The sequence below is a fragment of the Lysobacter korlensis genome (assembly GCF_042434515.1).
In genome coordinates this window covers 63,079-88,803 of the sequence record NZ_JBHLTG010000003.1, presented here as the reverse complement: position 1 = coordinate 88,803, position 25,725 = coordinate 63,079, and the positions used below count along the sequence as shown (strand labels likewise).

Sequence of the window (25,725 nt, the reverse complement as noted above, 5' to 3'; positions counted from 1 at the left end):
TGACGGGAATGGGCCGGCGACGAATCGCCGGCCGAAGGCTCAGGTCGCCAGCGCCTGCAGCATGAGCCCCGTCAGGTACGCGACGTAAGTGCCCAGCGCATAACCGAGCACCGCGAGCAGCACGCCCACAGGCGCAAGCGCCGGGTGGAATGCGCTCGCGACGACCGGCGCGGATGCCGCGCCGCCGATGTTCGCCTGCGAACCGACCGCCATGAAGAACAGCGGCGCGCGGATCAGCTTGGCCACCAGCAGCAGCAGGCCGGCATGCACGCTGATCCAGATCAGCCCGAGCATGAACAGCCACGGCCGGTCGAGCAGCGCGCCGAGGTCCATGTGCATGCCGATCGTGGCGACGAGGAAGTAGATCATCGCCGAGCCGACCTTCGACGCGCCCGCGCCTTCCAGCATGCGTGCGCGCGTGAAACTCAGCGCCAGACCTATCGTCGTCGCAATCAATACGATCCAGAAAAAGCCCGAGGTCAGGCTGTAGTCCTCCAGACGCCAGCTCGCCGGCATCGAGCGGATCCATTCGATCGCGGGCTCGGCGAGAAAGTGCGACAGCCCGGTCGCGCCAAGGCCGAACGCGAGGATGATCATCAGGTCGGTCAGGGTCGGAATGCGCGAATGCTGGGCCTGGTAGGCCTCGACGCGGTTCTTGAGGTCGGTGATCGCGCTCGTATCGGCGCGCGTCCAGCGATCGAACGCATCCGAGCGCGCCGCGAGGAACAGCAGCACCGCCATCCATACGTTCGCGACCAGAACGTCGACCGCGACGAACTGGCCGAACAGCGTGGCGTCGGCGCCGAAAACCTCCTTCATCGCGGCCTGGTTCGCACCGCCGCCGATCCAGCTGCCGGCGAGCGTGGTCATGCCGCGCCACGTGTCGCCTTCAACCGTCTCCGGGTTGATCACGTCCAATGCGAGGAACGACACCACCGCGCCGAGCGCGACGCCGGCGGTGCCGGTCAGAAACATGATCACGGCCTTCGGACCGAGGCGCACGATCGCGCCGAAGTCGATCGCGACGCACAGCAGCACGAGCGCGCTCGGCAGCAGGTAGTCGCGCGCCATCGGGTAGAGCTGCGAGGCATTGCCGTCGATGAGCCCGATGCTGTTGTAGATCGCCGGGATCAGGTAGCACAGCAGCAGTGCCGGCACGTAGGTGAAGAAGCGATGGAAGAACCCGCTGGTGCGCGACGACGCCCAGAACACGGCGCCGAGGGTGACTGCGAGCAGGCCGAGCACGACCGCGTCATTGGTGATCAGCGCGTCGGGCGCGCCGGCTTCGATGGCCATGGATGAGAACCTCGATACAGGGATGAGGCCAACCCCGATCGGGACGGCACGGGATCAAACCCGGCGGACCGTGCGGTTCGCCGGGTGCTGCGACTTCACTGGCCGATGTGCTGCTTCAGCCAGTCGTTGACGGTCTGGTGCCACTGCACCGAGTTCTGCGGCTTGAGCACCCAGTGGTTCTCGTCGGGGAAATACAGGAACTTCGACTCGATGCCCTGACGCTGCAGCGCGGTGAACGCGGCGATGCCCTGCTCGACCGGGATGCGGAAATCCTGCTGGCCGTGGATCACCAGCATCGGTACGCGCCAATCCTTGACATGGTTGACCGGGTTGAACTTCTCGTAGTTCTTCGGCACTTCATACGGCGTGCCGCCGTTTTCCCATTCGGTGAACCAGAGCTCCTCGGTCGCGTAGCCCATCATGCGCTGGTCGAACACGCCGTCGTGGTTGACCAGGCACTTCCACGGCTGGTTCCAGTTGCCGGCGATCCAGTTGACCATGTAGCCGCCGTAGCTCGCACCCAGCGCGCAAGCGCGGTTCTCGTCGAGGAACGGGTATTTCTTCTGCGCCGCGGCCCAGCCCTTCTGCAGATCCTCGAGCGGGCGGTCACCCCAGTGCTGGCTGATCGCGTCGGTAAACGCCTGGCCGTAGCCGGTCGATCCGTGGAAATCGATCATGACGACGGCGTAGCCCTGGCCCGCATAGGTCTGCGGGTTCCAGCGGTAGCTCCAGCCGTTGCCGAAGCTACCCTGCGGGCCGCCGTGGATCAGGAACGCGACCGGGTATTCCTTGCCTTCTTCGTAGTCCCAGGGCTTGACCACGTAACCGTGCACGGTTTCGTTGTTCCAGCCCTTGAACGTGAACTGCTCGAAATCGCCGAAGCGCGCGTCCGGCAGCATCTCGCTCGCGCTCGGCGTGACCGGCTGCACCGGCTTGCCGTCGAGGCCGCCGACGAACAGCTGGTCGCCGCTCTTGAGCGTGCTACGCGAGAACGCAAGGCGGCCGTTCTCGACGTCGAAGCTCGACACGCTGCCATCGCCGATCAGCTGGGTGACGCCGCCGCTCTTGATGTCGACCGCGAACAGCGGATGTGCGCCAACATGCTGGGCCGTGGTGAAGATCGTGCGGTCATCCTTCGACAGTTCGATGCCGTCGGCCGAGCGGTCCCACTTCGGCGCGATCTCGCGCGTGGCGCCGGTCGCGAGATCCATCTGCATCAGCGCAAAGCGGTCGGCTTCGAAGCCGGGGCGCTTCATCGCCCGGTAGTACAGCGTGCGGCCGTCGCTGCTGAACGTTGCGCCGGTGTCCCAGGCCGGGTTCGACGCGGTAAGGTTGCGGGCCGCGCCCGAGCCGTCGGCGCTGGCGAGGTAGATGTCGAAGTTCGTCGACCACGGTTCGGCGCGGTCGGCATTGCGCGAACTGAACGCGATCGAGCGGCCGTCCGGCGCCCAGGCGTATTCGCTCGCATCGCCGAACGGTTTCGATGGCACGTCGCCGATCACGTCGCCGCCGATCAGCTTCGCAGTTGAGACCTGCTTGCCGGCGGCCGGCAGCTCGGCGACGAACAGCCGGTTCAACCGGCCTTCGTTCCAGGCGTCCCAGTGGCGGATGAACATGCGGTCGAACACCACGCCGGTGTTCTTCTGCTTGCCTTTTTCATCGATGCGCTTGGCGGTGCATCCGAGGTCGGCGCCGCAGTCCGGGTAGGCCTCGGCGTTGAACGCGATGCGCTTGCCATCCGGCGAGACGCGGTAGTCACCGACATCGACCGGGAACGCGGTCAGCTGGCGCGGCTCGCCCCCGCCGACCGGCACGGCGTAAAGCTGCTGGCTGCCGGACTTGGCGCTGAGGAAGTAGACGGTTTTTCCGTCCGGCGAGAACCGCGGCGTGTTGACGTTCCAGCTTTCCGGCGTCAGCCGCTTCGCCGCTGCGGCGAGCGAGCCGACGTTCTCGACCCAGAGCGAGGTCGAGGACTTGTTCGCGTCGAAGTCGACCACGCGCTTGGCGAACACGAGGCGGCTGCCGTCGGGCGACAGCGTCGGTGCCGAGTAGCGGTCGAGCGATGCGAGCTCGCGCGGCTGCAGGCCATGCGGTGCAGCCAGCGCAACGGTTGAAACGGCAGGCAGCGCCGCGGCGATCAGCAGCGACAGGACGGCGGGACGCAGGGTCATTCGGCACTCCGGCAAGCAGGACGAGGGGCCGATGGTAGAGCCAGCGGTGCGAAGGCGGCAAAACGGCGGGCGTGCCAGCGGCGGTACCGGGGGGCGCTGGCGTTGCCGCGCCGGCAGGGAGTTTTCACCGTGGGTCGATCGAATGCGGGGCTCGTTCTTCGTTGGGGCTGCCTGATTGGCGCCAGGGCTGCGCAGCTGGCCGATGGTGCGGCAGTGCGGACCGGGCAGGAAGCCCTACCGTGTTCGGGTCCGCGGATGGGCGAAGGAGGACGTAGCCCTCTACGCGGACAGCCCCACGCCCGCAGTCGCCGGCCGGTCAGCGGACCGGAAGACAGGCCCCTGACGGGATAGCCCGACTTCCGGCGCCCCCGCGCGAAGGCGCCTAAACGCTCCCGCTATACTCGGCCATCCCGTGGCCCGGAGCCTTTCGTGAGCGCAACCGCAACTGCTGCACCGCCGGCGTCCGGCGAATTCCTCGGCCACCCCAAGGGCCTGTACGTCTGCTTCCTGACCGAGATGTGGGAGCGCTTCGCCTTCTACGGCATGAAGGCGCTGCTCTTTCTCTACCTCACCAAGCACCACCGGTTCTCGGACACCGACGGCTACCTGCTGCTCGGCACCTATGCCGGCCTCGCCTACGCGCTGCCACTGCTCGGCGGGTTACTCGCCGATCGTTACCTCGGCATGCGCAAGGCGGTCGTCTATGGCGGCGCGCTGCTCGTGTTCGGCCAGCTCGGCATGGCGTACACCGGCGACTCGGCCACCGGGCTGCAGGGTGTAGCGGACCAGGACGCGTTCGCGGTGCAGGTGATGTATGCGTCGCTCGCGCTCATTGGGGTCGGTGTGGGCTTCCTGAAGCCGAACATCTCGACGATCGTGGGCCGGCTGTACCCGGACAACGATCCTCGGCGCGATTCGGGCTTCACGATCTTCTACATGGGCATCAACGTCGGCGCGTTCCTGTCGTCGCTGATCGTCGCCTACATCGGTGAAAAGATCGGCTGGGGCTACGGCTTCGCACTTGCAGGCGTGATGATGGCGCTCGGCCTCGTGCAGTTCCTCTGGGGCCAGAAATACCTGTTGGGCCATGCCGAGCCTGCCGATCCGGCCCTGCTGCGCGCCCCGGTGTTCGCGGGCCTGTCGCGCGAGTCGATGATCTATATCGGCGGACTGCTGCTCACCGTCATCGTCTGGCAGGTGTTGCAGACCCGCATCGACCTAGGCCCGCTCTCGGCGCTCGCCGGTGGCCACGAGGTCACCCTGACCGAGGTCGTCGCCGTCGTCCTCGGTGCCGGGCTGTATATCTGGTTCATCCGCCTGATGATGTCGGGCGTCAGCGCACGCGACAAAGGCCGGATGTTCATGCTGATGGTGCTGATCACGGTCAGCGCGCTGTTCTGGGGTCTCTACGAACAGACGTACGGCCCGTGGGTGGCGATGGCCGATCGCGTGATGGACCGCACCACGTTCGGCATCGAGTGGACCGCGGGCCAGACGACCGCAATCGGAGCGTTATTCGTGATCGCCCTGAGCCCGGTGTTCGCCTGGATCTGGCCACGCCTCGACACCCGGGGCCTCAACCCGAGCTACCCGGCGAAATTCGCCTGGGGGCTGGTGTTCTGCGGCCTGGCATTCGCAGTGCTCGCATACTCGGCCGCGAACGCCGGCGCTGACGGTCTCGTCAGCCTGTGGTGGATGATCCTGGCCTACTTCGTGCTGGTGCTCGGCGAAATGGTGCTCTCCCCGATCGGCCTGGCCGCCGTCACCTCGCTCTCGATTCCGCGCGCGGTCGGCACGATGATGGGCGCGTGGTTCCTGTTCTCCGCGTTCGGCGAAATCATCGCCGGTCGCATGGGCACCTGGGCCGCGATCCCACCGACCGCAACGCAGGCCGAAGCACTGGCTGTGTATGCCGAAGTGTTCACGCGCATGATGTGGATCGGGCTGGCTGCCGGCGTGCTGCTGTTCGCCGCGACGCCTTTGCTCAAGCGGCTCGTGCGGGATTGAGACCATCCCCGCCAAGCGAACGAAGCTCGGACCAAAAAAAGAACGGCGCCCGTAGGCGCCGTTCTTTTTCCTACACCGACTTAGTGCGCGGCTGTGGAATCTCGTGCCGCTGCACCAGTCGACGCGGTTGCTCCGCCCAGGTGCCGCGAGAGGAACGCAAGCAATCGCGTGTAGTACTCGATCCGATTCTTCTCGACGTAGAAGCCATGCCCCTCGGTCGGAAAGTACAGGGTTTCAACCGGAACGCCGGCCTCGCGCAGAGCCTGCTCCATCAGCCGAGTGTGCTTGATCGGGGCGACCTCGTCCTCGCCACCCGCGGCCAAAAACACCGGAACCTTGATCCGGTCAGCGAGCCGATTCGGCGATACCGCCGCCAGCGCATCGCGCGTTCCGACCCATTCATTAGACCAATTGGCATAACGCCGGCTGGCGCGCGTATCTTCTGCCTGCATCAGCGGTAAATCGTAAACGCCGATGTAGCCCACTGCGCAACGGTAGAGTGAAGGCTCTTTAGCCACTCCCATCAACGAAGCGTAACCGCCGTAGCTGGCGCCATAGATGCAGATACGCCCAGCGTCCGCAATTCCCTGTGCAATCGCCCAGCGGGTAGCATCGGTCAGGTCGTCCTGCATCGCCCCACCCCACTGGCGAGCGCCGGCTTCCATGTACCGTTGGCCGTAGCCCCCTGACCCGCGGAAGTTGAGCTGCAGAACTGCATAGCCGGCCTGCGCCAGCATCTGCGGCTCGATGCTGAAGCCCCAACGGTCGCGAATACCGAACGGGCCGCCGTGAGGAAGCACGACCATCGGCAGGTTCTTCCCGTTGCTAGCTTGTGGCACGGTCAGATACCCATGCAGCTTCATCCCGTCACGCGCATCGATCTGGATCGGGCGCATCTCCGCCATTTTCTCGGGATCAACCGCCTCACGGCGGCTCAGCAAATAGTCGGCCTTCTTCGACTCACTATCGAACAGATAGAAGTCACCGGGACTCCGGTCGCTCCAGACCCCCACCAGCGCCAGCCGGCCATCCGAGCTCTGCGATGTCACACGAATGTTATGCCCGGGGAATGCGCTCTCGAGCGACCGGTAGAGACGGGCTTCCGGCGCATCTGGCTGGAAGAACACCGTACGCGTCCTGCCACTACCAAGGAAGGCTCCTACCGGAATAGCAGTGCCGTTGCGGTAAATGATCGAATCCGGATCAGCGTATTCGTCACGGATGATCTCCTTGCTGGTCTGTGTTTGAACATCAAACGCCACGATCGCGTCGGGCCCCTCCGGCCGCTCGACCTGCAAGTACGCGGTCCGATCATCCGCGGAAAATCCTACTGGCCATTGCCCTCCGTCGTCGCGCGCCTCATCGGCAAGCAACTGCCATTCCGAGCCTTCACCCGTGCGGTAGTAAAGCTTGCCGACGTTGTCAACGCCGACGCCGCGCGCGAACCGCACGACGCCTCGGTTATCCGTCATGAAGCGCGCGTTGCGCACTGGAGCACGTGCCAGGGGCGTGCGCCTGCCGCTGTAGACGTCGAGCCTCTCAGCACGGGTGAAAGGATCGGTCGAGAACGGCATTACGGAGATGACGACCGAACCGTCGTCATTCGGAAGGTCATCGACCAAGAAGGCTGCAACTTGCTCGGCCTTCTTGGTCTGTATATGCGTGCCGGTCGACCTTTCATATATGCGCTGCCCGACGAGAATGTCCGCCTTGGTCCCGTCAGCATTGATCGCGTACAGCTCACCAGTCGGCTGGGGTTCGTCGAGCGAACCCAGCTTCTCAGCGATACTCAGCACTACGCGTTCCGGGTTAACCCACCAGAAATCATCGACGTGCGAGTTCTTCTGCAGTCGGAAGGTTCCGGTTAGCTTGCTGTCCGCACGGCGAACGATCACAAGTGCCGTGTAGTTTTCCAGCGGCACTGTCATCGCGTAATAGTCACCCTCCGGCGAAAGCTTGATGCTTTCGAACTTGTCCCGTTGGATGAACTGGCGGATGTCAACCGCCGTCGCAGGCACAGCCATCGCTAATCCCGCGACGAGCGCGGCCATGCGTCCCAGCTTGCTCATTGTTCCCCCAGTTGCGCAGGCCCGCTCGCCACCTGACGCAGAGCGGTGATCGGACGATATGTGATGCGCAGCCACCGCGCCGCCCCCCCCGCCATAGCAGGTTGTCGGCACCGTCCCCACCGCGCATTTGCCTCTCAGGCTACCGCTTTTCGGGCATGTTCAACAGCCGAAAACAGCTCATCCCCTTTTGCGCGCGGTCGAACGTACCCTCCAACGCCACCCTCCAGTCGGGCAGCTCCCGCCGCAGCCAGCGAACAACCTCGGTGGTGTCGAGCACCGAATAGGCAGGGCGGCGGGCCGGAGTCGGGTACTCCGACGTCGGAATCGCAAGTACTCGTGGGGGACGCGAAATTACCCGGCGGCGCTCTGCCACCTCGAAGATCGCCTCAGCGAAGCCGTGCCAGGACGTCTTGCCACGGCTGACCAGATGCAGTACGCCCGTTGGTGTTGGCGTCCGGATTTGGAGCAGCTGCGCAGTGACATCCGCGATCAGCCACGCCGGTGTAGGGCAGCCGACCTGATCGGACACGACTCGCAACTCTTCACGCTCGCCCCCCAGGCGCAACATCGTCCGCATGAAGTTATTGCCATGTAGCCCGTAGACCCATGCGGTTCGCAGGATCAGGTGCGAGACACCGCTTTCGCGGATCGCCTCTTCGCCGGCCAGCTTGCTCGCGCCGTATGCACCCACGGGGCATGTTGGTGCCTCTTCGCCGTAAGGCGCAGTGGCGTCTCCGCTGAAAACGTAGTCGGTTGAGTAATGCACGAGCGACGCGCCCGCACGATGGCAAGCTTCTGCCAGTCGACGCGGCGCCTCGGCATTGATCCGCATCGCCTGCTCGCGCTCGGACTCCGCGCGGTCGACGGCGGTATAGGCCGTTGCGTTAACGACGAGGTCCGGCTGGACACGGTCGACCAGCGGAGCTATCGCGTCGAGATCCGCCAGATCGAGTACCTCGCATGTTGCCCCGCCGGTGAGCAGCCCGTCCCGCGTAGTCACGACAAGGTCGCCAAGCGGCGCGAGGCTACGCCGAAGTTCATGACCGACTTGGCCGTTGCCACCAAGTAGCAGAACCTTCATGGCTGGTACGTCGGCAGACGCTCCTGGGGAACATCTGCAAGAAGCGGCGCCCGCTCGTCCTTCGGCGAAAGCGACGGTTCGGTGACCGGCCAATCAATCGCGAGTTGCGGGTCGTCCCAGCGGATGTTCGCATCCGCGGCCGGATCGTAGACCGCAGTGCACAGATACGTGAACACCGCTCGCTCGCTGAGCGCAACGAAGCCGTGCGCAAAGCCTTCCGGGATCCAGAAGTGGCGCTTGTTCTCCGCGCTAAGGATCACTGCGGTCCAGCGCCCGAATGTAGGTGAGCCTCGACGGATATCGACGGCGACATCCCACACTTCGCCTTCGATGACCGAAACATATTTACCCTGGGGATTGGGCCACTGGTAGTGCAGGCCCCGGAGCACTCCGCGAGTCGAAGACGACACATTGCCCTGGACGAAGTGCGGCTGCAGTCCGCTCTCAGCGAGGCGATCGCGATTGAAGGATTCGAAGAAGTAGCCGCGCTCATCAGCGAAGACACGCGGTTCAAACACCACGCAGCCGGGCAGATCGGTCTCGATGGATTTCATTCCTGCTCCAGCTCAGGGTACAAAGCCGCGCTCGGCCAAGCCAAGCAAATACTTGCCATAGCCATTCTTGACCAGTGGTTTGGCAAGCCGGTCCAGCTGCTCGTCGTTGATCCAGCCGTTGGACCAAGCGATCTCCTCGGGACAGCAGACGCGCAGCCCCTGCCGGGCTTCAATTGTTTCGATGTAGTTTGACGCCTCCAGCAGGGACTGGTGGGTCCCCGTGTCAAGCCATGCATAACCCCGACCTAGTTGTTCCAGATGTAGCGTTCCTTCGTCGAGGTAGCACCGGTTGAGGTCGGTGATCTCCAGTTCCCCTCGTGCCGAAGGCTTGAGCGCGCGTGCGAATTCGCTTGCACGACCGTCGTAGAAATAGAGACCAGTCACCGCGTAGTTCGAGCGCGGCTGCGCCGGCTTTTCTTCGATGCCGATCACCTTGCCAATCTCATCGAACTCGGCCACGCCGTACCGCTCGGGATCATTGACCCAATAACCGAATACAGTCGCCCCGGTTTCCCGAGCCCCTGCGCGCTTGAGCATGGCCGTAAGACCGGGGCCGTGGAAGATGTTGTCACCAAGGACCAGGCAGCTCGGGTCGCCAGCGACGAACTCCTCGCCGATCAGGTAGGCCTGCGCCAGACCGTCGGGGCTCGGCTGCACCGCATACTCGATACGCATGCCCCACTTCGACCCGTCTCCGAGCAGGTTCTTGAATAAAACCTGCTCGTGGGGCGTGTTGATGATCAGGACATCCCGGATACCCGCGAGCATCAGCACGCTGAGCGGGTAATAGATCATCGGCTTGTCGTACACAGGCAGCAGCTGCTTGCTGATTGCCTGGGTCAGCGGATACAGGCGGGAACCCGAACCACCAGCCAGGATGATGCCTTTCTTCATGAGCGAATTCCTCGCATAGGCCAAGGTGGCTTCGTCACCTATGTAGTGGGGACGGAGCCACTACAGGCGCCGGGGTGTCTAGCCCGCGCTACCAATGCGTTCCAGGCGGTAACTGCCGTCGAGCACACGCTGGACCCAGGACTGATTGTGCAGATACCAGTCGACGGTCTGCGCAATGCCCTGTTCGAACGTCACCGTCGGCGCCCAGTCGAGCTCGCGCTTGAGCTTGGACGCATCGATCGCGTAACGGCGGTCGTGACCCGGCCGGTCCTTCACGTAGGTGATAAGCGAGGTGCGCCTGCGTCCGTTTGCGAGTGGATGACGCTCATCAAGGAGGTTGCAGATGGTCTCGACGACCACGATGTTCGTGCGCTCGGCGTCGCCACCGACATTGTAGGTCTCACCTACACGTCCGGCCTCGAGAACGCGGCGGATGGCGGCGCAGTGGTCACCCACGTACAACCAATCGCGAACGTTGAGTCCGTCGCCATACACCGGCAGGGCCTCTCCGGCGAGTGCCTTCGCGATCACGAGTGGGATCAGCTTTTCCGGAAACTGGTAGGGACCGTAATTGTTCGAGCAATTGGTGGTCACCACCGGCAGCCCGTAGGTGTGGTGGAAAGCACGCACGAGATGATCGGACGCCGCCTTGGACGCCGAATACGGCGAGTTCGGCGCATACGGCGTCTGCTCGGTGAACTTGCCGGTCTCGCCGAGCGCGCCATAGACCTCGTCGGTCGACACATGCAGGAACCGGAAGTCATCGCGCCGGGCCGCGTCTAGCGACTTCCAGTAGTCGCGCACCTTCTCCAGCAGAACTAGCGTGCCGACGACATTGGTCTGCACGAACGCCGCCGGACCGTCGATGGAACGGTCGACATGGCTTTCGGCGGCAAAGTTGATGACCGCGTCTGGCTGGTGTTCGCGCAACAAGGACTCGACCAGCGTAGCGTCGCCAATATCACCCTGCACGAAAACATGATCCGCCGAGCCCTCAAGGGATACGAGCGTGTCGAGATTGCCCGCATACGTGAGGGCGTCGAGATTGACGATCCGAATGCCCTGCGTAACCGCGTCGAGTACGAAATTGCCGCCGATGAAACCGGCGCCGCCGGTCACGAGCCAGGTTGGCACGCTAGAACTCCTTGGTTAAATACAAAAGACGCGGTCTTCTAGCGCGTCAGAACGGAATGTCGTCATCCGCGAAGTCATCGGCGAAGTCGTTGTTCTTCGCGATCGGGGCTTCCCGGCGCGGTGCGGATTCCTGGCGCTGCGGGGCACGCGACGGCCGGTCGCCGCCACCGCCGAACTCGCGGCGTGCACCACCGCCACCACCACCGCCACCACCTTCGCCGCCACCGAGCATCTGCATTTCGTCAGCGACGATGTCGGTGAAGTACTTTTCCACGCCGTCCGGACCGGTGTATTTGTCGTAGCGGATGGAGCCTTCGATGTAGACCTGGCGGCCCTTCTTCAAGTACTCGCCGGCGATCTCGCCGAGCTTGCCGAACAGCTTGACCCGGTGCCATTCGGTGCGCTCCTGGGTGTTGCCGTCGCGGTCCTTGCGGACGCTCGTGGTCGCCAGGCTCAGGCTCGTGACGGCCATGCCGCCCTGGGTGTACTTGACCTCGGGGTCGTTGCCGAGATTGCCGACGAGGATGACCTTGTTTACGCCGCGTGCCATGGGATTGCAGGTCCTGTGTTGTCGCCCGGGCGGGCGGTGACCGATTGTGGAGTATAGCCGGCGGCCTCTCCGCTCCGGAGAGGCGCGCACAGCCGTAGGATTTTCCCGCGAGTCGATTTCACGGAGCGAGACCCGACGCCTGGTCCGCGCGCCCGTCTCGCCAAGCGTGGGCATCCCCTTCCCGTCGGGCAGAGCCCGCGCATCTCGCGCGCCAGTGCCATGGCGCCCTCTAGCGCCAGCGCATCGCGGACCGGCCGCCTATAATTGCGGCCTGTCGAATCCGAGCCCGTCATGCCGCCGATTGCCCTCGCCCCCGCGCTGGACCTGCCCGCGATCCAGGCCCTCGCCCGCGACGACATGGCGGCGGTGGATGCGCTGATCCGCGAGCGCCTGGCGTCGGACGTCGTGCTGATCAACCAGGTCGCCGAATACATCGTCGGCGCTGGTGGCAAGCGGCTGCGGCCGATGCTGCTGTTGCTGGCGGCAGGTTCGCTGGGCCATCGCGGCGCGGACGCGCACCAGCTCGCGGCCGTCGTCGAGTTCATCCACACCGCGACGCTGCTGCACGACGATGTGGTCGACGAATCCGACCTGCGCCGCGGGCGCCGCACCGCGAATGCGGTCTGGGGCAATGCAGCAAGCGTGCTGGTCGGCGACTTCCTCTACTCGCGCAGCTTCCAGCTGATGGTCGAGCTGGAGCGCCTGCCGGTGATGCAGATCCTCGCCGACACGACGAATCGCATAGCCGAAGGCGAAGTGCTCCAGCTGCTGCACGTGCGCAACCCCGACACCGACGAGGCCGCCTACCTGCGCGTGATCGAGCGTAAGACCGCGGTACTGTTCGCCGCGGCGACGCGGCTCGGTGCGCTACTTGCCGGTGCGGACGATGCGACCGAGCAGAAACTGCACGAATACGGGCTCAACCTCGGCTATGCGTTCCAGATTGCCGATGACGTGCTGGACTACGCTTCGGATGCCGAGACGCTCGGCAAGAATCTCGGTGACGACCTCGCTGAAGGCAAGGCGACGCTGCCGCTGATCCACGCGATCGCGCACAGCGACGAGACCACGCGATCTCGGCTGCGGCTTGCGATCGAACAGGGTGATACCGAAGCGCTGCCGGACGTGCTTGCGGCGATCCGGACAACCGGTGGCCTGGAGTACAGCCGCGAACGCGCGTCGCAGTACGCCCAAGCCGCTGAGCAAGCGCTCGATGGCGTCGGCGAGAACGAGTTTGTATCGGCGCTGCGCGGCCTCGCGCGTTACGCGGTCAGCCGCGACCACTGACCCGGCGGCTTACTCGGCCGCTGTGAACTGGCGGCGGAAGAAGTCGGCCATCATTCCGTACGCGCGCGTCGCGGCCTGCTCGCTGTAGCGGCAGTTGCTGGCCGGATCATTGCCTGCGCTGGGCTCGGCGAAGCAGTGCACGGCGCCGCCGAAATTGACGAACTGCCAGTCCGCGTCCGCGCGATCCATCTCCTGCTCGAACGCATCGATCTCGGCATCGGTAACGGCCTTGTCCGCCGCGCCGTTGAGCACGAGCACCGGCGTCTCGATTGCGCTTTCCTGTGCGGGCTTCGGCGTCGACAGCCCGCCGTGCAGGCTCACCGCGCCCGCAAGGTCGGCGCCCGCGCGCACCAGCTCGAGCACGGTGGTCCCGCCGAAGCAGAAACCGATCGCACCGATCCGCTCGGGGTCGACCGGCGCCTTCCCGGCCTGGGCCTTGAGCACCTCGACCGCCTTCTGCGCACGCGTGCGCAGCGTGGCCGGATCAGCCTTGAGCTGGCCTGCAACCTCTCCGGCCTCTTCGTTCGACTGCGGCCTGACCTTCGTGCCGTACACGTCGGCGACCAGGATCACGTAGTCATCGCCGGCAAGATTCTTCGCGTGCTCGACCGACGGCTGGGTGACGCCCCTCCAGTTCGGCACCATCATCAGCCCGGGGCGCTTCGCATCCGTTGCGTCGTCGTAGACGAGCGTGCCGGTGAACGAGTCGCCGCCGATCTTCCACTCGACCGGCTTTTCCACCATTGCCGCCGAGGCAGGCAGGGCGAAACACGCAAGGGCTATGGCAAGAAGGCTTCGCTGCATGGCGTTGTCCGGGTGGCGCAAGGTGCGTGCGAGGCTCCCGCGGCCCGGGTTGGTAGCGCGTGAAGCTCAGGCAATGCCGAGCCCGGGAATCGCACTGATGCTGTCGGGGTCGAAGCCGGCAAGCGCGGCGAAGTGACGGCCGCGCTCGACGTAGTCGCGGTACATGCCGAAGCTCGGCGCCCCGGGCGAGAGCAGCACGACGCCACCATCGACGAGCACGGCCCGGGCCTGGCGCATCGCATCAGCAAGGTCGGTTGCGGCCGAGAGTGCGATGCCGCGCTCGGCCGCGATAGGAGCCAGCAGCTCGAGGATCCGGGGCCCGTTCTGCCCCATCGTGATTACCGCGACCGGTGCCGCATCGCCGTTCGCCAATGCATCGGCGAACGCCTGCCAGTCAACGCCGCGATCGTGTCCGCCTACGAGAATGGCGACGTCCTGCGCGCGAAAGCAGTCGAGCGCGGCGAGGCTCGCATGCGGCGTGGTGCTGATCGAATCGTTGACGTAGGTGAGCCCATCGCGCGTGCCGAGTACCTGCAGCCGGTGCGGCAGCGACTGGAACGAGGCCGCATGCGGCGCCAGCGCGGCGGCATCCAGCCCGAGCGCTTCGATCGCGGTAAGCACAGCGCACAGGTTGCCGCGGTTGTGCCGCCCCGGCAGTGGCAGTGGCAGCGTGTCCATGACGAACGCGTCGCCGCGATACAGCGCATCGCCGCGCAGGTGCCAGCCGTCCTGCCGGCCGAACCAGCGGATTTCGCTGTCGGGCAGCTTCAGCGCCGACAGTAGCGGATCGGCCGCATTGAGCACCGCGATGCACGGACGTGCGTGCGTCACGAGCTTGAGCTTGTCCTCGATGTAGCGCTGCTCGGAACCGTGCCAATCCAGGTGTTCGGGAAACAGGTTCAGTACGACCGCAACTTCGGGTCCGGCGCCGCTCGCGGCGAGGTTGCCCGTCTGGTAGCTCGACAGCTCGATGACATGGAACTCGACATCCGGCGCGTCAGGCAGCTCCAGCAGCGGCAGGCCGATGTTGCCGGCCAGTGCGGTGACGTGGCCGCCGGCGCGCAGCAGGTGCGCGAGCAGCGAGCTCGTCGTGCTCTTGCCCTTGGTGCCGGTCACGCACACCGTCCGGGCCAGCAGGCCCCGCGCGTTGGCATGCTCGGCGCACCAGAGCGTGGTGGCGCCGATGAAGCGTGTGCCCTGCTCCGTCGCCGCCACCGCCTCGGGCCGGTACGGGCTGATTCCAGGCGACTTGATGACGACGTCGAACGACGACAGACATTGCGCAGTCACATCGGACCGGGCCTGCAGCGCCGCGTCACCGAGCGCATCGACGTCGGCGACCTCGTCGGCACCACACAGGACCGTCAGCGGCAGCTGTGGCAACCGGGCGCGTATCGCACGGTAGGTCGCACGGCCCTCACGGCCCCAGCCCCACAGCCCGACGACGCGGCCTTCAAGCTGCGAAATGCGCACGCAGGCGTTCCCACAACCGGGCCGGGATCCGGTGCTGCGCATCGATCGCCATCAGCGGCTCGCTCGCCAGACCCGCCTCGTCGAGCTGGGGACGGATCACGCGCTGGAAGCGCTCGACGATCGCGTCCTCGCGCCATTCCGGCCGCTGCACAAGCGCGGTCATCGCGGCGCGCGACTCGCGACCTTCGCCGACGCATTCGAACGGCTTGTGGTCCTGGAACTCGAGCAGCGCATCGAAGCCCGGCGTCTGCGAGGCCTCGTCGAGCAGGTTGCGCCCGAAGATGCCGACCAGCCGCGGCTTGGGCATGAACGGCGCGAGCGCGAGGAACACGAAGTGGCACTTCGGGCAGACGCCGCACCAGCGATTGGCCGGGCGCTCGCCGCGGATGTGGAAATTGCGGTTGCAGCTGGAAAAATGCGCGTCGTAGCGGTCGAGCTTCGCGAACTGGCGCGCGACCGCGAGTTCGCTGAGCGGGCGCAGCAGCGAGTAGTACTGCAGGTCCGCGGCGACGCGGCGCTGGATGTGGTCGCCGAACGCGGACTCGAACGCCCAGCCCTTGGACCACTGGTGGTTCACTTCGGCGGTGCTGCTGCCGTCAGGCGTGGTGATGAGGCTGCCGTAGCTGGCCGAGTGCTCGTTCGAGAACACCACCTGGTCCACGCCGTGCAGGATTGCGGCGAACACGAGGATCGCCGAGTTCACCGCAGTAACCGGGATGTGGCCGTTCCACGCGCCTTCGCGGTTGTAGTCGAACAGCTGCGGCGCCAGTGCGCGGCCGATGTTGAGCGTCGGCAGGCCGGTGCGCGCGGCGCAGTCGGCAATCAGCTGCGAGCCTCCGATCCAGGTCACGGTCTGGTCGACGCCGGCCGAACGCAGCGCCTCGATGCTCACCAGCGAGTCTTTGCCGCCGCCGATCGCGACCAGCGCATGTTCGCGCAGGCCGAGCGCAGGGGCCGGCGTACTGCCGCTTTCGAGCGGCGCCGAGAAACGGATGCGTTCGCGCAGGTCCAGGCCGTTGCGGTAGGCAAATTCACCCAGCCCGTTGAGGTAAACGGTCTCGAGCAGCGCCGCGGTCTCGGGATCGATCGCATACGACTCGACGCGGATCTCGCCGGGCACCGCCGCCTTGTAGTAGCTCACGCCGGCGATCAGATGCAGCAGCTGCAGCGCTTTTTCGAGCGCCGCGGCGCGCGCACCTTCGACCGCGAACGGGGCGCCGGGTACGGTGATGGTCTCGACCAGCTCCGGGCCGTCGTCGAAGGCATAGACAAGCTGCGCGATGCCGGTAGCGGCATCGAATCCGCAGCGCACGAAGCGGAACGCGTGGATCGCGTCGCGCTGGAACGACCACTGACTCATTCGATCACGTCCTCTGCCGGCAGTGCCCGCAGGTTGTAGGTATTCGCCATCGCCATGCCGTATGCGCCGGCATCGGCGATGAGCAGAACGTCGCCCTCGGCGGTCGCGTCCGGCAGGCGCCGGTCGCGTCCGAGCACGTCGCCGCTCTCGCAGATCGGCCCGACCACGTCGAACGTGGCGAGCGCTGCATCGTCAAGCCGGCTGAGGTTATGGATGCCGTGGTAGGCGTCGTACATGGCAGGCCGCGCAAGCGCGTTCATGCCGGCGTCCGCACCGACGCGCCGCACGCCGTCCTTCTCGATCACCTGCGTGACCGTCAGCAGCAGAGCGCCGCTTTCTGCGACCAAGTACCGCCCGGGCTCGATCACCAGCCCGTAGCGCGGATACGCGGCCTTGATCTCCGCCAGGCCGGCGCGCCAGGTCTCGAGGTCGAAGTCCTGCGCGTCGGGGGTGTACGGAATCGGCAGGCCGCCGCCGATGTCGATCATCTCGACGGTGCCGACGCTGTCGGCCAGCCCGGCCAGGTTCGCATACACCTCGCGCCAGTGCCCGGGCACGTCGATGCCGCTGCCGAGGTGCGCGTGCAGGCCGCTGATGCGCACGCCGAGCCGGCGCGCTTCGGAGAGGAACGCGTCGAACCGCGCCAGCGGCAGGCCGAACTTCGCGGCTACACCACCGGTGCGGACCTTCTCGTGGTGGCCCTCGCCGTGCCCGAGGTCGAGCCGCAGCCACAGCGTGCGGCCGCGGAACAGCTCGGGCCAGCGCTGCAGCGCTTCGATGTTGTCGAGCGTGACGGTCACGCCGCGCTCGAACGCGGCTTCGTATTCGCGCCGCGGAGCGAAGCTCGGCGTGAAAAGCACGCGGGCGGGCGGCAGCTCGGGCAGCGTTGCGAAGACGTGCTCGATCTCGGCAAGCGATACGCACTCCAGGCCGAACCCCTCCTCGACCAGCGCACGCAGGATCGAAGGATGCGGATTGGCCTTCATCGCGTAGAAGCAGCGGTCGACCGAAGGGGTTCCGGCAAGCGCGCGTGCGCGTGCCCGGACCGTCGCGAGGTCGTAGACATAGCGCGGCGTTCCGGCGTTTGCTGTTTGCAGCAACGCCTCGCGCCGGGTGCTCCACCACGGCGTCGCACGCGGCGTGCGGCCGTGCACGACCTCGCGCCAGCTCGGGCCGAACACGCTGGCGTCCTGCACCGGCATCGCGCCGCCGCGGATCAGCTCGGCATGCAGCTGCGGCAGCAGGCCGTCGGCATCGGCCTCATCGATCACGAACGTGAGGTTCAGATCGTTCGACGACTGCGAGATCAGGTGCACGCGCTCCTCGCCGAACGTCGCCCAGACGTCACTGAGCTTGTGCAGCAACGAGCGCATGCCGCGGCCGACCAGCGTGATCGCCGCGCATGGCGCGATGACCTTGACCCGGCAGACCTCGGACAGATCCGCGCTGAGCGCTTCGAGCACGTTGCTGGTGACGAGGTTTTCGCTCGGGTCCAGCGACACGGTGACGTTGGTTTCCGACGAGCCGATCAGGTCGACCGACAGACCGTGGCGCTTGAAGCGCTCGAACACGTCGGCGAGGAAGCCGACCTGCTGCCACATGCCGATCGATTCCATCGACACCAGCACGATGCCGTTGCGGCGGCTGATCGCCTTGACGCCCGGCACAGTGACGGCCGATGCGTCGATGCGCGTGCCCGGCAGGTCGGGGCGCTCGGTGTCGAGGATCGCCATCGGCACGTTGCCGTCGCGGCACGGCGCAATGGAGCGCGGATGCAGCACTTTCGCGCCGGTGGTCGCGATTTCCTGCGCTTCGGCGTAGTCCAGGCGTGCGAGCAGGCGTGCGTCGGGCACTTCGCGCGGGTTCGCGCTGAACATGCCGGGGACGTCGGTCCAGATCTCGACGCGCCTCGCCTTGAGCAATGCACCGAAGTACGCCGCGGAAGTGTCCGAGCCGCCGCGTCCGAGGATCGCCGTGCCACCGTCGCGATGGCGCGCGATGAAGCCCTGGGTGATCAACATCCTCGTCTGATGCTGCGCGAAGCGCTCGCGCGTCGGGCCGTCGCCGTCATGACGGCAGTTGACCGACAGGCGCTGTGCCCACTCGCTCGCATTCGGTAGCGAAACCGCATCCAGCCATTCGCGCGCGTCGCACCACCCGAAGTCCAGCCCCTGCGCGCGTAGATAGGCCGCGCCGAGCGTCGAGGACAGCAACTCGCCCTGCCCCAGCACCTCGGCCTGCCAGTCCAGCGACCGGCTTTGCGCGCGTGGATCGCTCGCAAGCCGCTGCAGCGCGGCAATGCGCTCGCCGAGAACGGTGTCTGCGTCCAGATCGAGTTCCGTGCAGAACGCACGGTGCCGCTCGACCAGCGCGGCGATGCGCGTGTCGATTCCGTCGCCGGCCTCAACAGGGCCTGCTGCGATTGCCTGCAGCTCGTTCGTGACGCCCGACAGCGCGGACACCACCACGAGCACGCGTGCGTCGTCCTCGGCCATGCGTTTGGCGGCGATGCGTCCGATGGTGTCCCAACGGCTTCGGCGTGACACGGATGTGCCGCCGAACTTGAGTACGACCCAACGATTCACTTGCACCGCATTGGCCTCGAGATGGATGGCTCCGACCGACAGATCGGGAATGTCGACATGACAGGCGCGGCCGCCCCCTGCGGCCCGCGCGCCATAGAATCTGGCGCTCGCCGTTCCGTGGCGAATAACTTTTCATTCTAGTCGACGCCGCTGGAGCGACCCCATGACCCAACGCCGCTTTATGCAACTGGATGTGTTCGCCGAGCGCCCGGGCGCCGGCAACCCGCTGGCCGTCGTCGTGCACGCCGAGGGCCTCGACACGGAAGCGATGCAGGCGTTCGCGAACTGGACAAACCTGTCGGAGACGATCTTCCTGCTGCCGCCCGACGCCGGCGCGGACTACCGCGTGCGCATCTTCACCCCGCGCCAGGAGCTGCCGTTCGCCGGTCACCCGAGCGTGGGCGCGGCCTGGGCGGCGCTCGAGGCCGGGCTTGCACAGCCGGGCAACGGCGATCTGGTGCAGCAGTGCGCCGCGGGGCGACTGCCGGTGCGTGTCGGCGCGGACCGTGTGATCAGCGTGCGTGCGCCGCGTGCGAAGCGTATCTCGCCGCCCGCGGGTTCTGACGCGCTGCTCGACCGCGCGCTGGCCGGCCTGTCGCGCGGGGCGCTGGCGCCCGCGCTGTGGGACAACGGGCCGCAATGGTGGGTGGTCGAGCTGGCGGACGAGGCGCAGCTGCGCGCGATGTGCCCGGACTTAGCGGCGATCTCGGCGCTGACGCTGCACGACGGCGCAGTGGGACTGGCGGTGTTCGCGCGGTCCTCCACCGCAGGCTACGACCTCGTCGTGCGCGCGTTCTGCCCGGCCGATGGCATCCCCGAGGATCCGGTGACCGGCAGCGCGAACGCCTGCGTCGCCGCCGCGCTCGCGGAGGCCAGCCGGGTGCCCGGCGACGGTAGCCGGTATCTCGCCAGCCAGGGCCGCGAGGTCGGGCGCGACGGCTACGTCGAGGTGCAGGTCGATGCCGAAGGTGAAGTCTGGATCGGTGGTCGCGTGCAGGCGGTCATCCGTGGACACGTCGATTGGTAAGCTTCGCGCCCCCTTCCCGCTCCTTCGCGCCATGACCTCTCCCACCAAGGCCCGACGCTACCTGCAGCTCGACGTCTTCGCCGACCGTCCGGGCGCGGGCAATCCGCTTGCCGTCGTGATCGATGCCGAAGGGCTCGACGACGCGACGATGCAGGCGATCGCACGCTGGACGCGGCTGCCGGAAACCACGTTCGTACTCGCACCGACGCATCCGGACGCGAGCTACCGCATCCGCATGTTCAGCCCGCGCCGCGAGGTGCCGTTTGCGGGGCACCCGAGCGTGGGCACCGCGCAGGTCCTGCTCGACGCCGGCGTCGTGACGCCGCGCGATGGCCTGCTGTGGCAGGAAGGCGCCGCGGGTGTGCTGCCGCTGGCGGTCGAGGGCGAAGGCCCGACGCGCACGGTCGCCGTGCGCACGCCGCGGGCCAGCGTGGTCGAGGTCGCCTCACGCGAGGACATCCGGCTTGCAGAAGCGCTGGCAGCGTTGCCCGCCGGCGAACTGCCGCCGGTGCTCATGGACGGAGGCCGCCGCTGGTGGCTGGCCGAAGTCGAGAGCGAGGCCGCGCTGCGCGGGGTGACACCGGACTGGGCCGCGATCTGCGCACTGGCCGAAACCAGCCAGAGCATGGGTCTGTGCGCATTCGCCCGCGCCGAGCCGGGCCGGGATTACGATTTGGTCGTGCGTGCATTCGTCGGCGCGCCGGCGCATTTCGAGGACGCCGCATCCGGCGCCGCGAACGCGACGCTTGCTGCCTGGCTCAACCACCGCGGCGCGCTGCCGGGTAGCAATGGACGCTACGTCGTCAGCCAGGGGCGCGAGGTCGGGTTCGATGCACGCCTGCAACTGCGCGTGGATGCCGACGGCGAAGTCTGGTCGGGCGGACGCGTCTGCAACGTGGTGCGCGGTTCGATCGACTGGTAGCGGCAATGCATGACCGGCCGAGCCGGTCACGCAGGCAGTGCAGTGTCACTTGGAGCGCGTAGACGGCTTCGCGCCCCGGTAAGCCGCTGGTCAGTCCGGACGCACGTCGACACGCACGCGGATGCGGTCGCCCGGATGATGGTCGGTGCGCGTGGTGTACTGCCGGCCGGCGTATTCGTACGTCACGTCATATGCGCTGACGGCGCGGTCGCCCGCCGGGTAGTAGCGCCCGTCGGCCGGCACCGGGTCGCAGACGCGCACGCTGCCGACGCGGTCGCGCTGGCGCGACCGGTCGTAGATCTCCCGGCCCGCCATGCCACCGACCATCGAGCCGATCGCCGAGGTCACGTAACGGCCTGAGCCGCCGCCGACCTGGCTGCCGAGCACCGCACCGACGACGCCGCCCACGACGGTCGCGACTGTCGCGCCGGCTTGCCCACCCTGGCGGCCAGCATAGGGATCGCTGTAACCGCGGTCGTAGTAGCCGTCACGGCCATAACCGTCACGCCCATAGCTGTCACGCCGGTAGCTGTCGCGTGCGTAGCCATCACGCCCGTAGCCGTTCTGACCGTAATAGCCCGGGTCGTAGCGGTCGCCGCCGACGTAGGTCGGCTGCTCGCGACAGTGCGCGCGCGCATCGCTGCGGCCGTAGCCGCCGCCGATGACGGGATCCACGCGGATGACGCGTGCATAGTCGTACTGCGCCCCGGACACATGGCCCTGCGAGTCAGGATACGGCTGCAGATGCTGGTACTGCGCAGCGGCCGGCACGGCCGTCATGGCCAGGCTGATGGCGAGGATCGAGGCAGACAGGCGCTTCATGGCAGGGCTCCGACGCGGGATTGGCCGGGCCAGAGTGCGCCCTGCCGGTCAACCGGGGCTGAACCTGAATAGGCGGTTGTAACGGGTTCAGCGCTGCGCGAGCCAGGCGGCAACCGCGGCGGCGATGTTTGCCGCGCTTCGGCCCAGCAACGGATCGACGTGGCCCAGCGTCGGATACCGCATCAGATCCGCGCCGAGCGCCGCCGCGAGATCGGCCGTCAGCGCAGCGGGAACGTCGTCGTCCAGCCCCGAGGCCAGGCACAGCACCGGGCAGCGCGGCGGGACCGTGCGGATACCGGCGCGGGCTTCGCGCAACACCTGCCCCGACTCGTCGCGCCACCGGCGCATCGCCTCGATCACGGTCGCCTCATCGGCGTCGGGCAATGCCCGGCGGGTCGACGCCAAACGCGCGTCGGCACCCCAGGCGACCACGTCCGGCGACGTGCGCGCCGGCAGTTGCAAGGCCCACGGTGCGGGCGGCAGCGCATTCACCAGCACCAGCGCATCGGCCTCTTCCGCGCAGCGCAGCGCAAGCAGCCCGCCGAGGCTGGCCCCGATGAGCGCACGCGGCCGAGGCGCGTGGGCGACTGCCGCGTGCACCTGGTCGACGTAGTCGTCGAATCGGGTGGACGCGAGCCCACCCGCCGCCGGCTGAAGCTCGATCGCGAGGCAGGCCAGACCGGCTGCCTCGAACACGCCCCGCCACAATGCCCACTCCCATGCGCCGCCACCGGCGCCGTGCACGCAGATGGCAGCTGCGATTCGCGGGCGCGACACGTCGACCGAGCGGGCGTGGTCGAACCCGCGCTGCAACGCGCTCAACGCAGCGGGCGCAGTGCGTGGAACTTACTTCGCAAGCGAAGCCTCGAGTTCGATCGGCACCGACGCGAGCGCCTTCGACACCGGGCAGTTCTGCTTGGCGTCGTCGGCAATCTCGCGAAAGCGCGCTTCATCGAGCCCTGGCACCTGGCCTTCGACGGTCAGGCGGATGCGCGAAATGTTCGGTCCGCCTTCCATCGACAGCTCGACATGCGCCTGTGCATCGAGCCGCGTCGGTGCATGGCCCGCTTCGGTGAGCTTGGCCGACAGCGCCATCGCGAAGCAGCCGGCGTGCGCCGCGGCGATCAGTTCTTCAGGATTCGTGCCCTTCTCGTCGCCGAAGCGGCTGTTGAAGCCGTAGCGCGTCTCGTCGAGCAGGCCGCTCTGCCGTGTCGACAGCCGGCCCTCGCCGCCCTTGAGGTCACCTTCCCAACGGGCGCTAGCGTGGCGGGTAATTGCCATGGGTGTCTCCTTGATCGAATGGACGGCGCAGCGTACCCGCGCGGCCGTGACGCAGGCATGGCACAAGCGGTCCGGGCCTTGACCGGGCGCCGCGACGGGAGGACGCTCGGCAGGCCGGTGCTGCACCGCCGGCACCCCCGCCATGACCGCCCGCCCAGCGCCCCGCTCGGGCGCGCAGCGCAGACAGCCATGACGGCGTTATGCGGGCCCTGCGCAAGAGCCTGGCCATTGTTGGCCGGACCCTTCGAGGGACTTCCGACCCCCGTAAGAGCCCGGCCGCCCGGCCGGCACTTCGCTTCTGGGAGAACGCCTTCATGCCCTACTCCACCGCTTCCATCCGCAACGTGGCCCTCGCAGGCCACCCCGCCGCCGGCAAAACCACGCTGTTCGAAGCCCTGCTGCACGCCGGCGGCACGATCACTACGGCAGGCAGCATCGAACGCGGCAATACCGTGTCCGATTTCGATCCGATCGAGAAACAGCGCGGGCATTCGCTCGACCTCGCCGTCGCCAGCATCGACCACGACACGCGGGATGGCCCGATCCACGTCAACCTCATCGACACGCCCGGCTATCCGGATTTCCGTGGGCCTGCGCTGTCGGCGCTGGCGGCAGTAGAAACCGTCGCGATCGTCATCGACGCCGACACCGGCGTGGAGTACGGCGCGCGCCGGATGATGGAGTACGCGAAAGCGCGCCGGCTGTGCCGCGTCGTCGTCGTCAACAAGATCGACCATGCCGATGCCGACCTCGGCCAGCTGCTGGACGAGATACGCGCGGCGTTCGGCTCGGAGTGCCTGCCGCTCAACCTGCCTGCCGACCGCGGCACGTGCGTGGTCGACTGCTTCGGTCAGTCCTCGGGCGACAGTGACCTCGGCCCGGTCGCGGACTGGCACCAGAAGATCATCGACCAGGTCGTCGAGATCAACGAGACCGTAATGGAGCACTACCTCGACACCGGCGAGGACGGCCTGTCGGGGCAGGAACTGCATGACGCGTTCGAGCAGTGCCTGCGCGAAGGCCACCTCGTGCCGGTGCTGTTCTGTTCGGCGCGCAGCGGCATCGGCGTCGCCGAGTTGCTCGACGTCGCCGAGCGGCTGTTCCCGAACCCGGCCGAGGCCAACCCGCCCGCGCTGGTTACCAACGGCAGCGGCCCGGCCGAACCGTTGATCGCCGAGCCGGACCCGGGCAAGCACGTGATCGCGGACGTCTTCAAGGTGGTCAACGACCCCTTCGTCGGCAAGCTCGGCGTGTTTCGGGTCTACCAGGGCACCGTCAGGCGTGACAGCCAGCTCTTCGTCGACGACGGGCGCAAGCCGGTGCGTGTCGGACACCTGTTCAAGCTAAAGGGCCGCGAGCATGTCGAGATCGATCAGGCCGTGCCTGGCGACATCGCCGCGGTCGCGAAGATCGACGAGCTGCACTTCGACGCGGTGCTGCACGACCGCCATGACGAGGACCACGTGCACCTGGCGGCGCTGGACTTTCCGAAGCCGATGTTCGGCCTCGCGGTCGAGGCCGCCCGCAAGGGCCAGGAGCAGAAGCTCGCGACCGCGCTGCACAAACTCGCTGAAGAAGACCCCTGCTTCACCGTCGAGCACCAGGTCGAGACGAACGAGACCGTGATCCGCGGGCTGTCGGAGCTGCACCTGCGCATCAACCTCGACCGGCTGCGCGACAAGTACGGCGTCGAGGTGAAATCGCGACCGCCGCGCATCGCGTACCGCGAAACGATCAGCGCAGCGGCCGAGGGCCACCATCGGCACAAGAAGCAGACCGGCGGCGCGGGGCAGTTCGGCGAGGTGTTCCTGCGCATCGAGCCGCTGCCGCGTGGCGGCGGGTTCGAGTTCGTCGACGAGGTCAAGGGCGGCACGATCCCCGGGCAGTTCCTGCCGGCGATCGAGAAAGGCATTCGGCAGGCGATCGCGACCGGCGCGGTGGCCGGTTATCCGATCCAGGACGTGCGTGTGGTGGTCTACGACGGCAAGCACCACCCGGTCGACAGCAAGGAAATCGCGTTCGTCACCGCCGGCAAGAAGGCATTCCTCGATGCGGTGTCGAAGGCGCGGCCGCAGGTGCTCGAGCCGATCGTCGATCTGGAAGTCAGCGCGCCCGAGCAGCACATGGGCGACATCAGCGGCTCGCTCGCGGCCAAGCGCGCGCGCATCACCGGCACCGATGCGGCGCGCGGTGAGGTCGTCGTGCGCGCGCAGGTGCCGCTCTCGGAGCTCGAAGGGTATGCGGCCGAACTCAAATCGATGACGGCCGGTCGCGGCCGCTACTCGCTCGACTTCAGCCACTACGAGCCGGTGCCCGCGCAGGTGCAGCACAAGCTCGTCGCGGCCTACCGACCACACCACGACGAGGAATAGGCAACGCTGCCGCGACCCCGTCGGGGTCGCGGCCAC

At 67.0% G+C, this 25,725-nt stretch carries 20 protein-coding genes; 5 read left to right on the top strand and 15 right to left on the bottom strand.

Going from position 1 to position 25,725, the window contains the following annotated elements; translation table 11 throughout:
• Positions 1-39: 39 nt before the first annotated feature.
• Positions 40-1,296, bottom strand: a complete 1,257-nt coding sequence (locus ACFFGH_RS13570; protein WP_386669111.1) for a DUF819 family protein — start codon at positions 1,294-1,296, stop codon at positions 40-42.
• Positions 1,297-1,391: 95 nt separating this feature from the next.
• Positions 1,392-3,467: a S9 family peptidase gene (locus ACFFGH_RS13565; protein ID WP_386669110.1), complete on the bottom strand. Its 2,076-nt coding sequence runs from the start codon at positions 3,465-3,467 to the stop codon at positions 1,392-1,394.
• 429 nt (positions 3,468-3,896) lie between these two features.
• On the opposite strand from ACFFGH_RS13565, the gene ACFFGH_RS13560 reads away from it, so the two are divergent.
• Positions 3,897-5,474, top strand: a complete 1,578-nt coding sequence (locus ACFFGH_RS13560; protein WP_386669108.1) for a peptide MFS transporter — start codon at positions 3,897-3,899, stop codon at positions 5,472-5,474.
• An 80-nt stretch (positions 5,475-5,554) separates the two neighbouring features.
• On the opposite strand, the gene ACFFGH_RS13555 is transcribed toward ACFFGH_RS13560, so the two are convergent.
• The 6 genes from ACFFGH_RS13555 to ssb form a co-directional block, all read right to left on the bottom strand.
• Positions 5,555-7,543, bottom strand: a complete 1,989-nt coding sequence (locus tag ACFFGH_RS13555) for a prolyl oligopeptidase family serine peptidase (RefSeq protein ID WP_386669107.1) — start codon at positions 7,541-7,543, stop codon at positions 5,555-5,557.
• 139 nt (positions 7,544-7,682) lie between these two features.
• On the bottom strand, positions 7,683-8,624 hold the full coding sequence (gene rfbD, locus ACFFGH_RS13550) for a dTDP-4-dehydrorhamnose reductase (RefSeq protein WP_386669105.1): 942 nt from the start codon (positions 8,622-8,624) through the stop codon (positions 7,683-7,685).
• The gene (gene rfbC / locus ACFFGH_RS13545; RefSeq protein ID WP_386669103.1) at positions 8,621-9,178 is read right to left on the bottom strand and encodes a dTDP-4-dehydrorhamnose 3,5-epimerase; all 558 of its coding nucleotides are present in this window, start codon (positions 9,176-9,178) and stop codon (positions 8,621-8,623) included. Before rfbC ends, rfbD begins: the two co-directional genes overlap by 4 nt.
• A 12-nt stretch (positions 9,179-9,190) precedes the next feature.
• The gene (rfbA, locus tag ACFFGH_RS13540; RefSeq protein WP_386669101.1) at positions 9,191-10,072 is read right to left on the bottom strand and encodes a glucose-1-phosphate thymidylyltransferase RfbA; all 882 of its coding nucleotides are present in this window, start codon (positions 10,070-10,072) and stop codon (positions 9,191-9,193) included.
• Between the two features lie 78 nt (positions 10,073-10,150).
• Positions 10,151-11,206, bottom strand: a complete 1,056-nt coding sequence (gene rfbB / locus ACFFGH_RS13535; RefSeq protein ID WP_386669099.1) for a dTDP-glucose 4,6-dehydratase — start codon at positions 11,204-11,206, stop codon at positions 10,151-10,153.
• Between the two features lie 46 nt (positions 11,207-11,252).
• Positions 11,253-11,756, bottom strand: a complete 504-nt coding sequence (ssb, locus tag ACFFGH_RS13530) for a single-stranded DNA-binding protein (protein ID WP_386669097.1) — start codon at positions 11,754-11,756, stop codon at positions 11,253-11,255.
• A 291-nt stretch (positions 11,757-12,047) separates the two neighbouring features.
• On the opposite strand from ssb, the gene ACFFGH_RS13525 reads away from it, so the two are divergent.
• Positions 12,048-13,043, top strand: a complete 996-nt coding sequence (locus ACFFGH_RS13525; protein ID WP_386669095.1) for a polyprenyl synthetase family protein — start codon at positions 12,048-12,050, stop codon at positions 13,041-13,043.
• 9 nt (positions 13,044-13,052) lie between these two features.
• On the opposite strand, the gene ACFFGH_RS13520 is transcribed toward ACFFGH_RS13525, so the two are convergent.
• The 4 genes from ACFFGH_RS13520 to ACFFGH_RS13505 all read right to left on the bottom strand — a co-directional run bounded on the left by ACFFGH_RS13520 (position 13,053) and on the right by ACFFGH_RS13505 (position 19,271).
• Entirely contained in the window at positions 13,053-13,847 is a 795-nt protein-coding gene (locus ACFFGH_RS13520; RefSeq protein WP_386669093.1) for a dienelactone hydrolase family protein, read from the bottom strand.
• Between the two features lie 66 nt (positions 13,848-13,913).
• Positions 13,914-15,320: a UDP-N-acetylmuramoyl-L-alanine--D-glutamate ligase gene (gene murD, locus ACFFGH_RS13515; protein WP_386669091.1), complete on the bottom strand. Its 1,407-nt coding sequence runs from the start codon at positions 15,318-15,320 to the stop codon at positions 13,914-13,916.
• Positions 15,301-16,680 (bottom strand): UDP-N-acetyl-alpha-D-muramoyl-L-alanyl-L-glutamate epimerase, encoded by a 1,380-nt coding sequence (gene murL / locus ACFFGH_RS13510; RefSeq protein WP_386669089.1) that lies wholly within the window; start codon positions 16,678-16,680, stop codon positions 15,301-15,303. The genes murD and murL overlap by 20 nt, the downstream gene beginning before the upstream one ends.
• Positions 16,677-19,271, bottom strand: coding sequence for a bifunctional aspartate kinase/diaminopimelate decarboxylase (locus ACFFGH_RS13505; RefSeq protein ID WP_386669087.1), 2,595 nt, complete (start codon positions 19,269-19,271; stop codon positions 16,677-16,679). The genes murL and ACFFGH_RS13505 overlap by 4 nt, the downstream gene beginning before the upstream one ends.
• 157 nt (positions 19,272-19,428) lie before the next feature.
• Here ACFFGH_RS13505 and ACFFGH_RS13500 point away from each other — a divergent pair, with 157 nt between their 5' ends.
• Positions 19,429-20,292, top strand: a complete 864-nt coding sequence (locus ACFFGH_RS13500) for a PhzF family protein (RefSeq protein ID WP_386669085.1) — start codon at positions 19,429-19,431, stop codon at positions 20,290-20,292.
• A gap of 31 nt (positions 20,293-20,323) precedes the next feature.
• Entirely contained in the window at positions 20,324-21,214 is an 891-nt protein-coding gene (locus ACFFGH_RS13495) for a PhzF family protein (protein ID WP_386669083.1), read from the top strand.
• Positions 21,215-21,304: 90 nt separating this feature from the next.
• Here the strand turns inward: ACFFGH_RS13495 and ACFFGH_RS13490 are convergent, their stop codons facing one another.
• The 3 genes from ACFFGH_RS13490 to ACFFGH_RS13480 form a co-directional block, all read right to left on the bottom strand.
• Complete coding sequence (locus ACFFGH_RS13490) at positions 21,305-22,036, bottom strand: glycine zipper 2TM domain-containing protein (RefSeq protein WP_386669081.1); 732 nt, start codon at positions 22,034-22,036, stop codon at positions 21,305-21,307.
• 87 nt (positions 22,037-22,123) lie between these two features.
• Positions 22,124-22,858 (bottom strand): alpha/beta fold hydrolase, encoded by a 735-nt coding sequence (locus ACFFGH_RS13485; RefSeq protein ID WP_386669080.1) that lies wholly within the window; start codon positions 22,856-22,858, stop codon positions 22,124-22,126.
• A 24-nt stretch (positions 22,859-22,882) separates the two neighbouring features.
• Entirely contained in the window at positions 22,883-23,317 is a 435-nt protein-coding gene (locus ACFFGH_RS13480; protein ID WP_386670201.1) for an OsmC family protein, read from the bottom strand.
• Positions 23,318-23,631: 314 nt separating this feature from the next.
• Between ACFFGH_RS13480 and fusA the strand changes: the two genes are divergently transcribed.
• Complete coding sequence (fusA, locus tag ACFFGH_RS13475) at positions 23,632-25,689, top strand: elongation factor G (protein ID WP_386669079.1); 2,058 nt, start codon at positions 23,632-23,634, stop codon at positions 25,687-25,689.
• Positions 25,690-25,725: the final 36 nt, after the last annotated feature.

What these genes read in the sequence shown, in the direction of transcription:
- ACFFGH_RS13525 (WP_386669095.1), top strand. Translation starts at nt 12,048, where the DNA reads ATGCCGCCGATTGCCCTCGCCCCCGCGCTGGACCTGCCCGCGATCCAG.
- ssb (WP_386669097.1), bottom strand. Translation starts at nt 11,756, where the DNA reads ATGGCACGCGGCGTAAACAAGGTCATCCTCGTCGGCAATCTCGGCAAC.
- rfbA (WP_386669101.1), bottom strand. Translation starts at nt 10,072, where the DNA reads ATGAAGAAAGGCATCATCCTGGCTGGTGGTTCGGGTTCCCGCCTGTAT.
- ACFFGH_RS13570 (WP_386669111.1), bottom strand. Translation starts at nt 1,296, where the DNA reads ATGGCCATCGAAGCCGGCGCGCCCGACGCGCTGATCACCAATGACGCG.
- ACFFGH_RS13520 (WP_386669093.1), bottom strand. Translation starts at nt 13,847, where the DNA reads ATGCAGCGAAGCCTTCTTGCCATAGCCCTTGCGTGTTTCGCCCTGCCT.
- ACFFGH_RS13500 (WP_386669085.1), top strand. Translation starts at nt 19,429, where the DNA reads ATGACCCAACGCCGCTTTATGCAACTGGATGTGTTCGCCGAGCGCCCG.
- rfbC (WP_386669103.1), bottom strand. Translation starts at nt 9,178, where the DNA reads ATGAAATCCATCGAGACCGATCTGCCCGGCTGCGTGGTGTTTGAACCG.
- ACFFGH_RS13495 (WP_386669083.1), top strand. Translation starts at nt 20,324, where the DNA reads ATGACCTCTCCCACCAAGGCCCGACGCTACCTGCAGCTCGACGTCTTC.
- rfbD (WP_386669105.1), bottom strand. Translation starts at nt 8,624, where the DNA reads ATGAAGGTTCTGCTACTTGGTGGCAACGGCCAAGTCGGTCATGAACTT.
- ACFFGH_RS13565 (WP_386669110.1), bottom strand. Translation starts at nt 3,467, where the DNA reads ATGACCCTGCGTCCCGCCGTCCTGTCGCTGCTGATCGCCGCGGCGCTG.
- ACFFGH_RS13490 (WP_386669081.1), bottom strand. Translation starts at nt 22,036, where the DNA reads ATGAAGCGCCTGTCTGCCTCGATCCTCGCCATCAGCCTGGCCATGACG.
- ACFFGH_RS13480 (WP_386670201.1), bottom strand. Translation starts at nt 23,317, where the DNA reads ATGGCAATTACCCGCCACGCTAGCGCCCGTTGGGAAGGTGACCTCAAG.
- fusA (WP_386669079.1), top strand. Translation starts at nt 23,632, where the DNA reads ATGCCCTACTCCACCGCTTCCATCCGCAACGTGGCCCTCGCAGGCCAC.
- murL (WP_386669089.1), bottom strand. Translation starts at nt 16,680, where the DNA reads ATGAGTCAGTGGTCGTTCCAGCGCGACGCGATCCACGCGTTCCGCTTC.
- ACFFGH_RS13555 (WP_386669107.1), bottom strand. Translation starts at nt 7,543, where the DNA reads ATGAGCAAGCTGGGACGCATGGCCGCGCTCGTCGCGGGATTAGCGATG.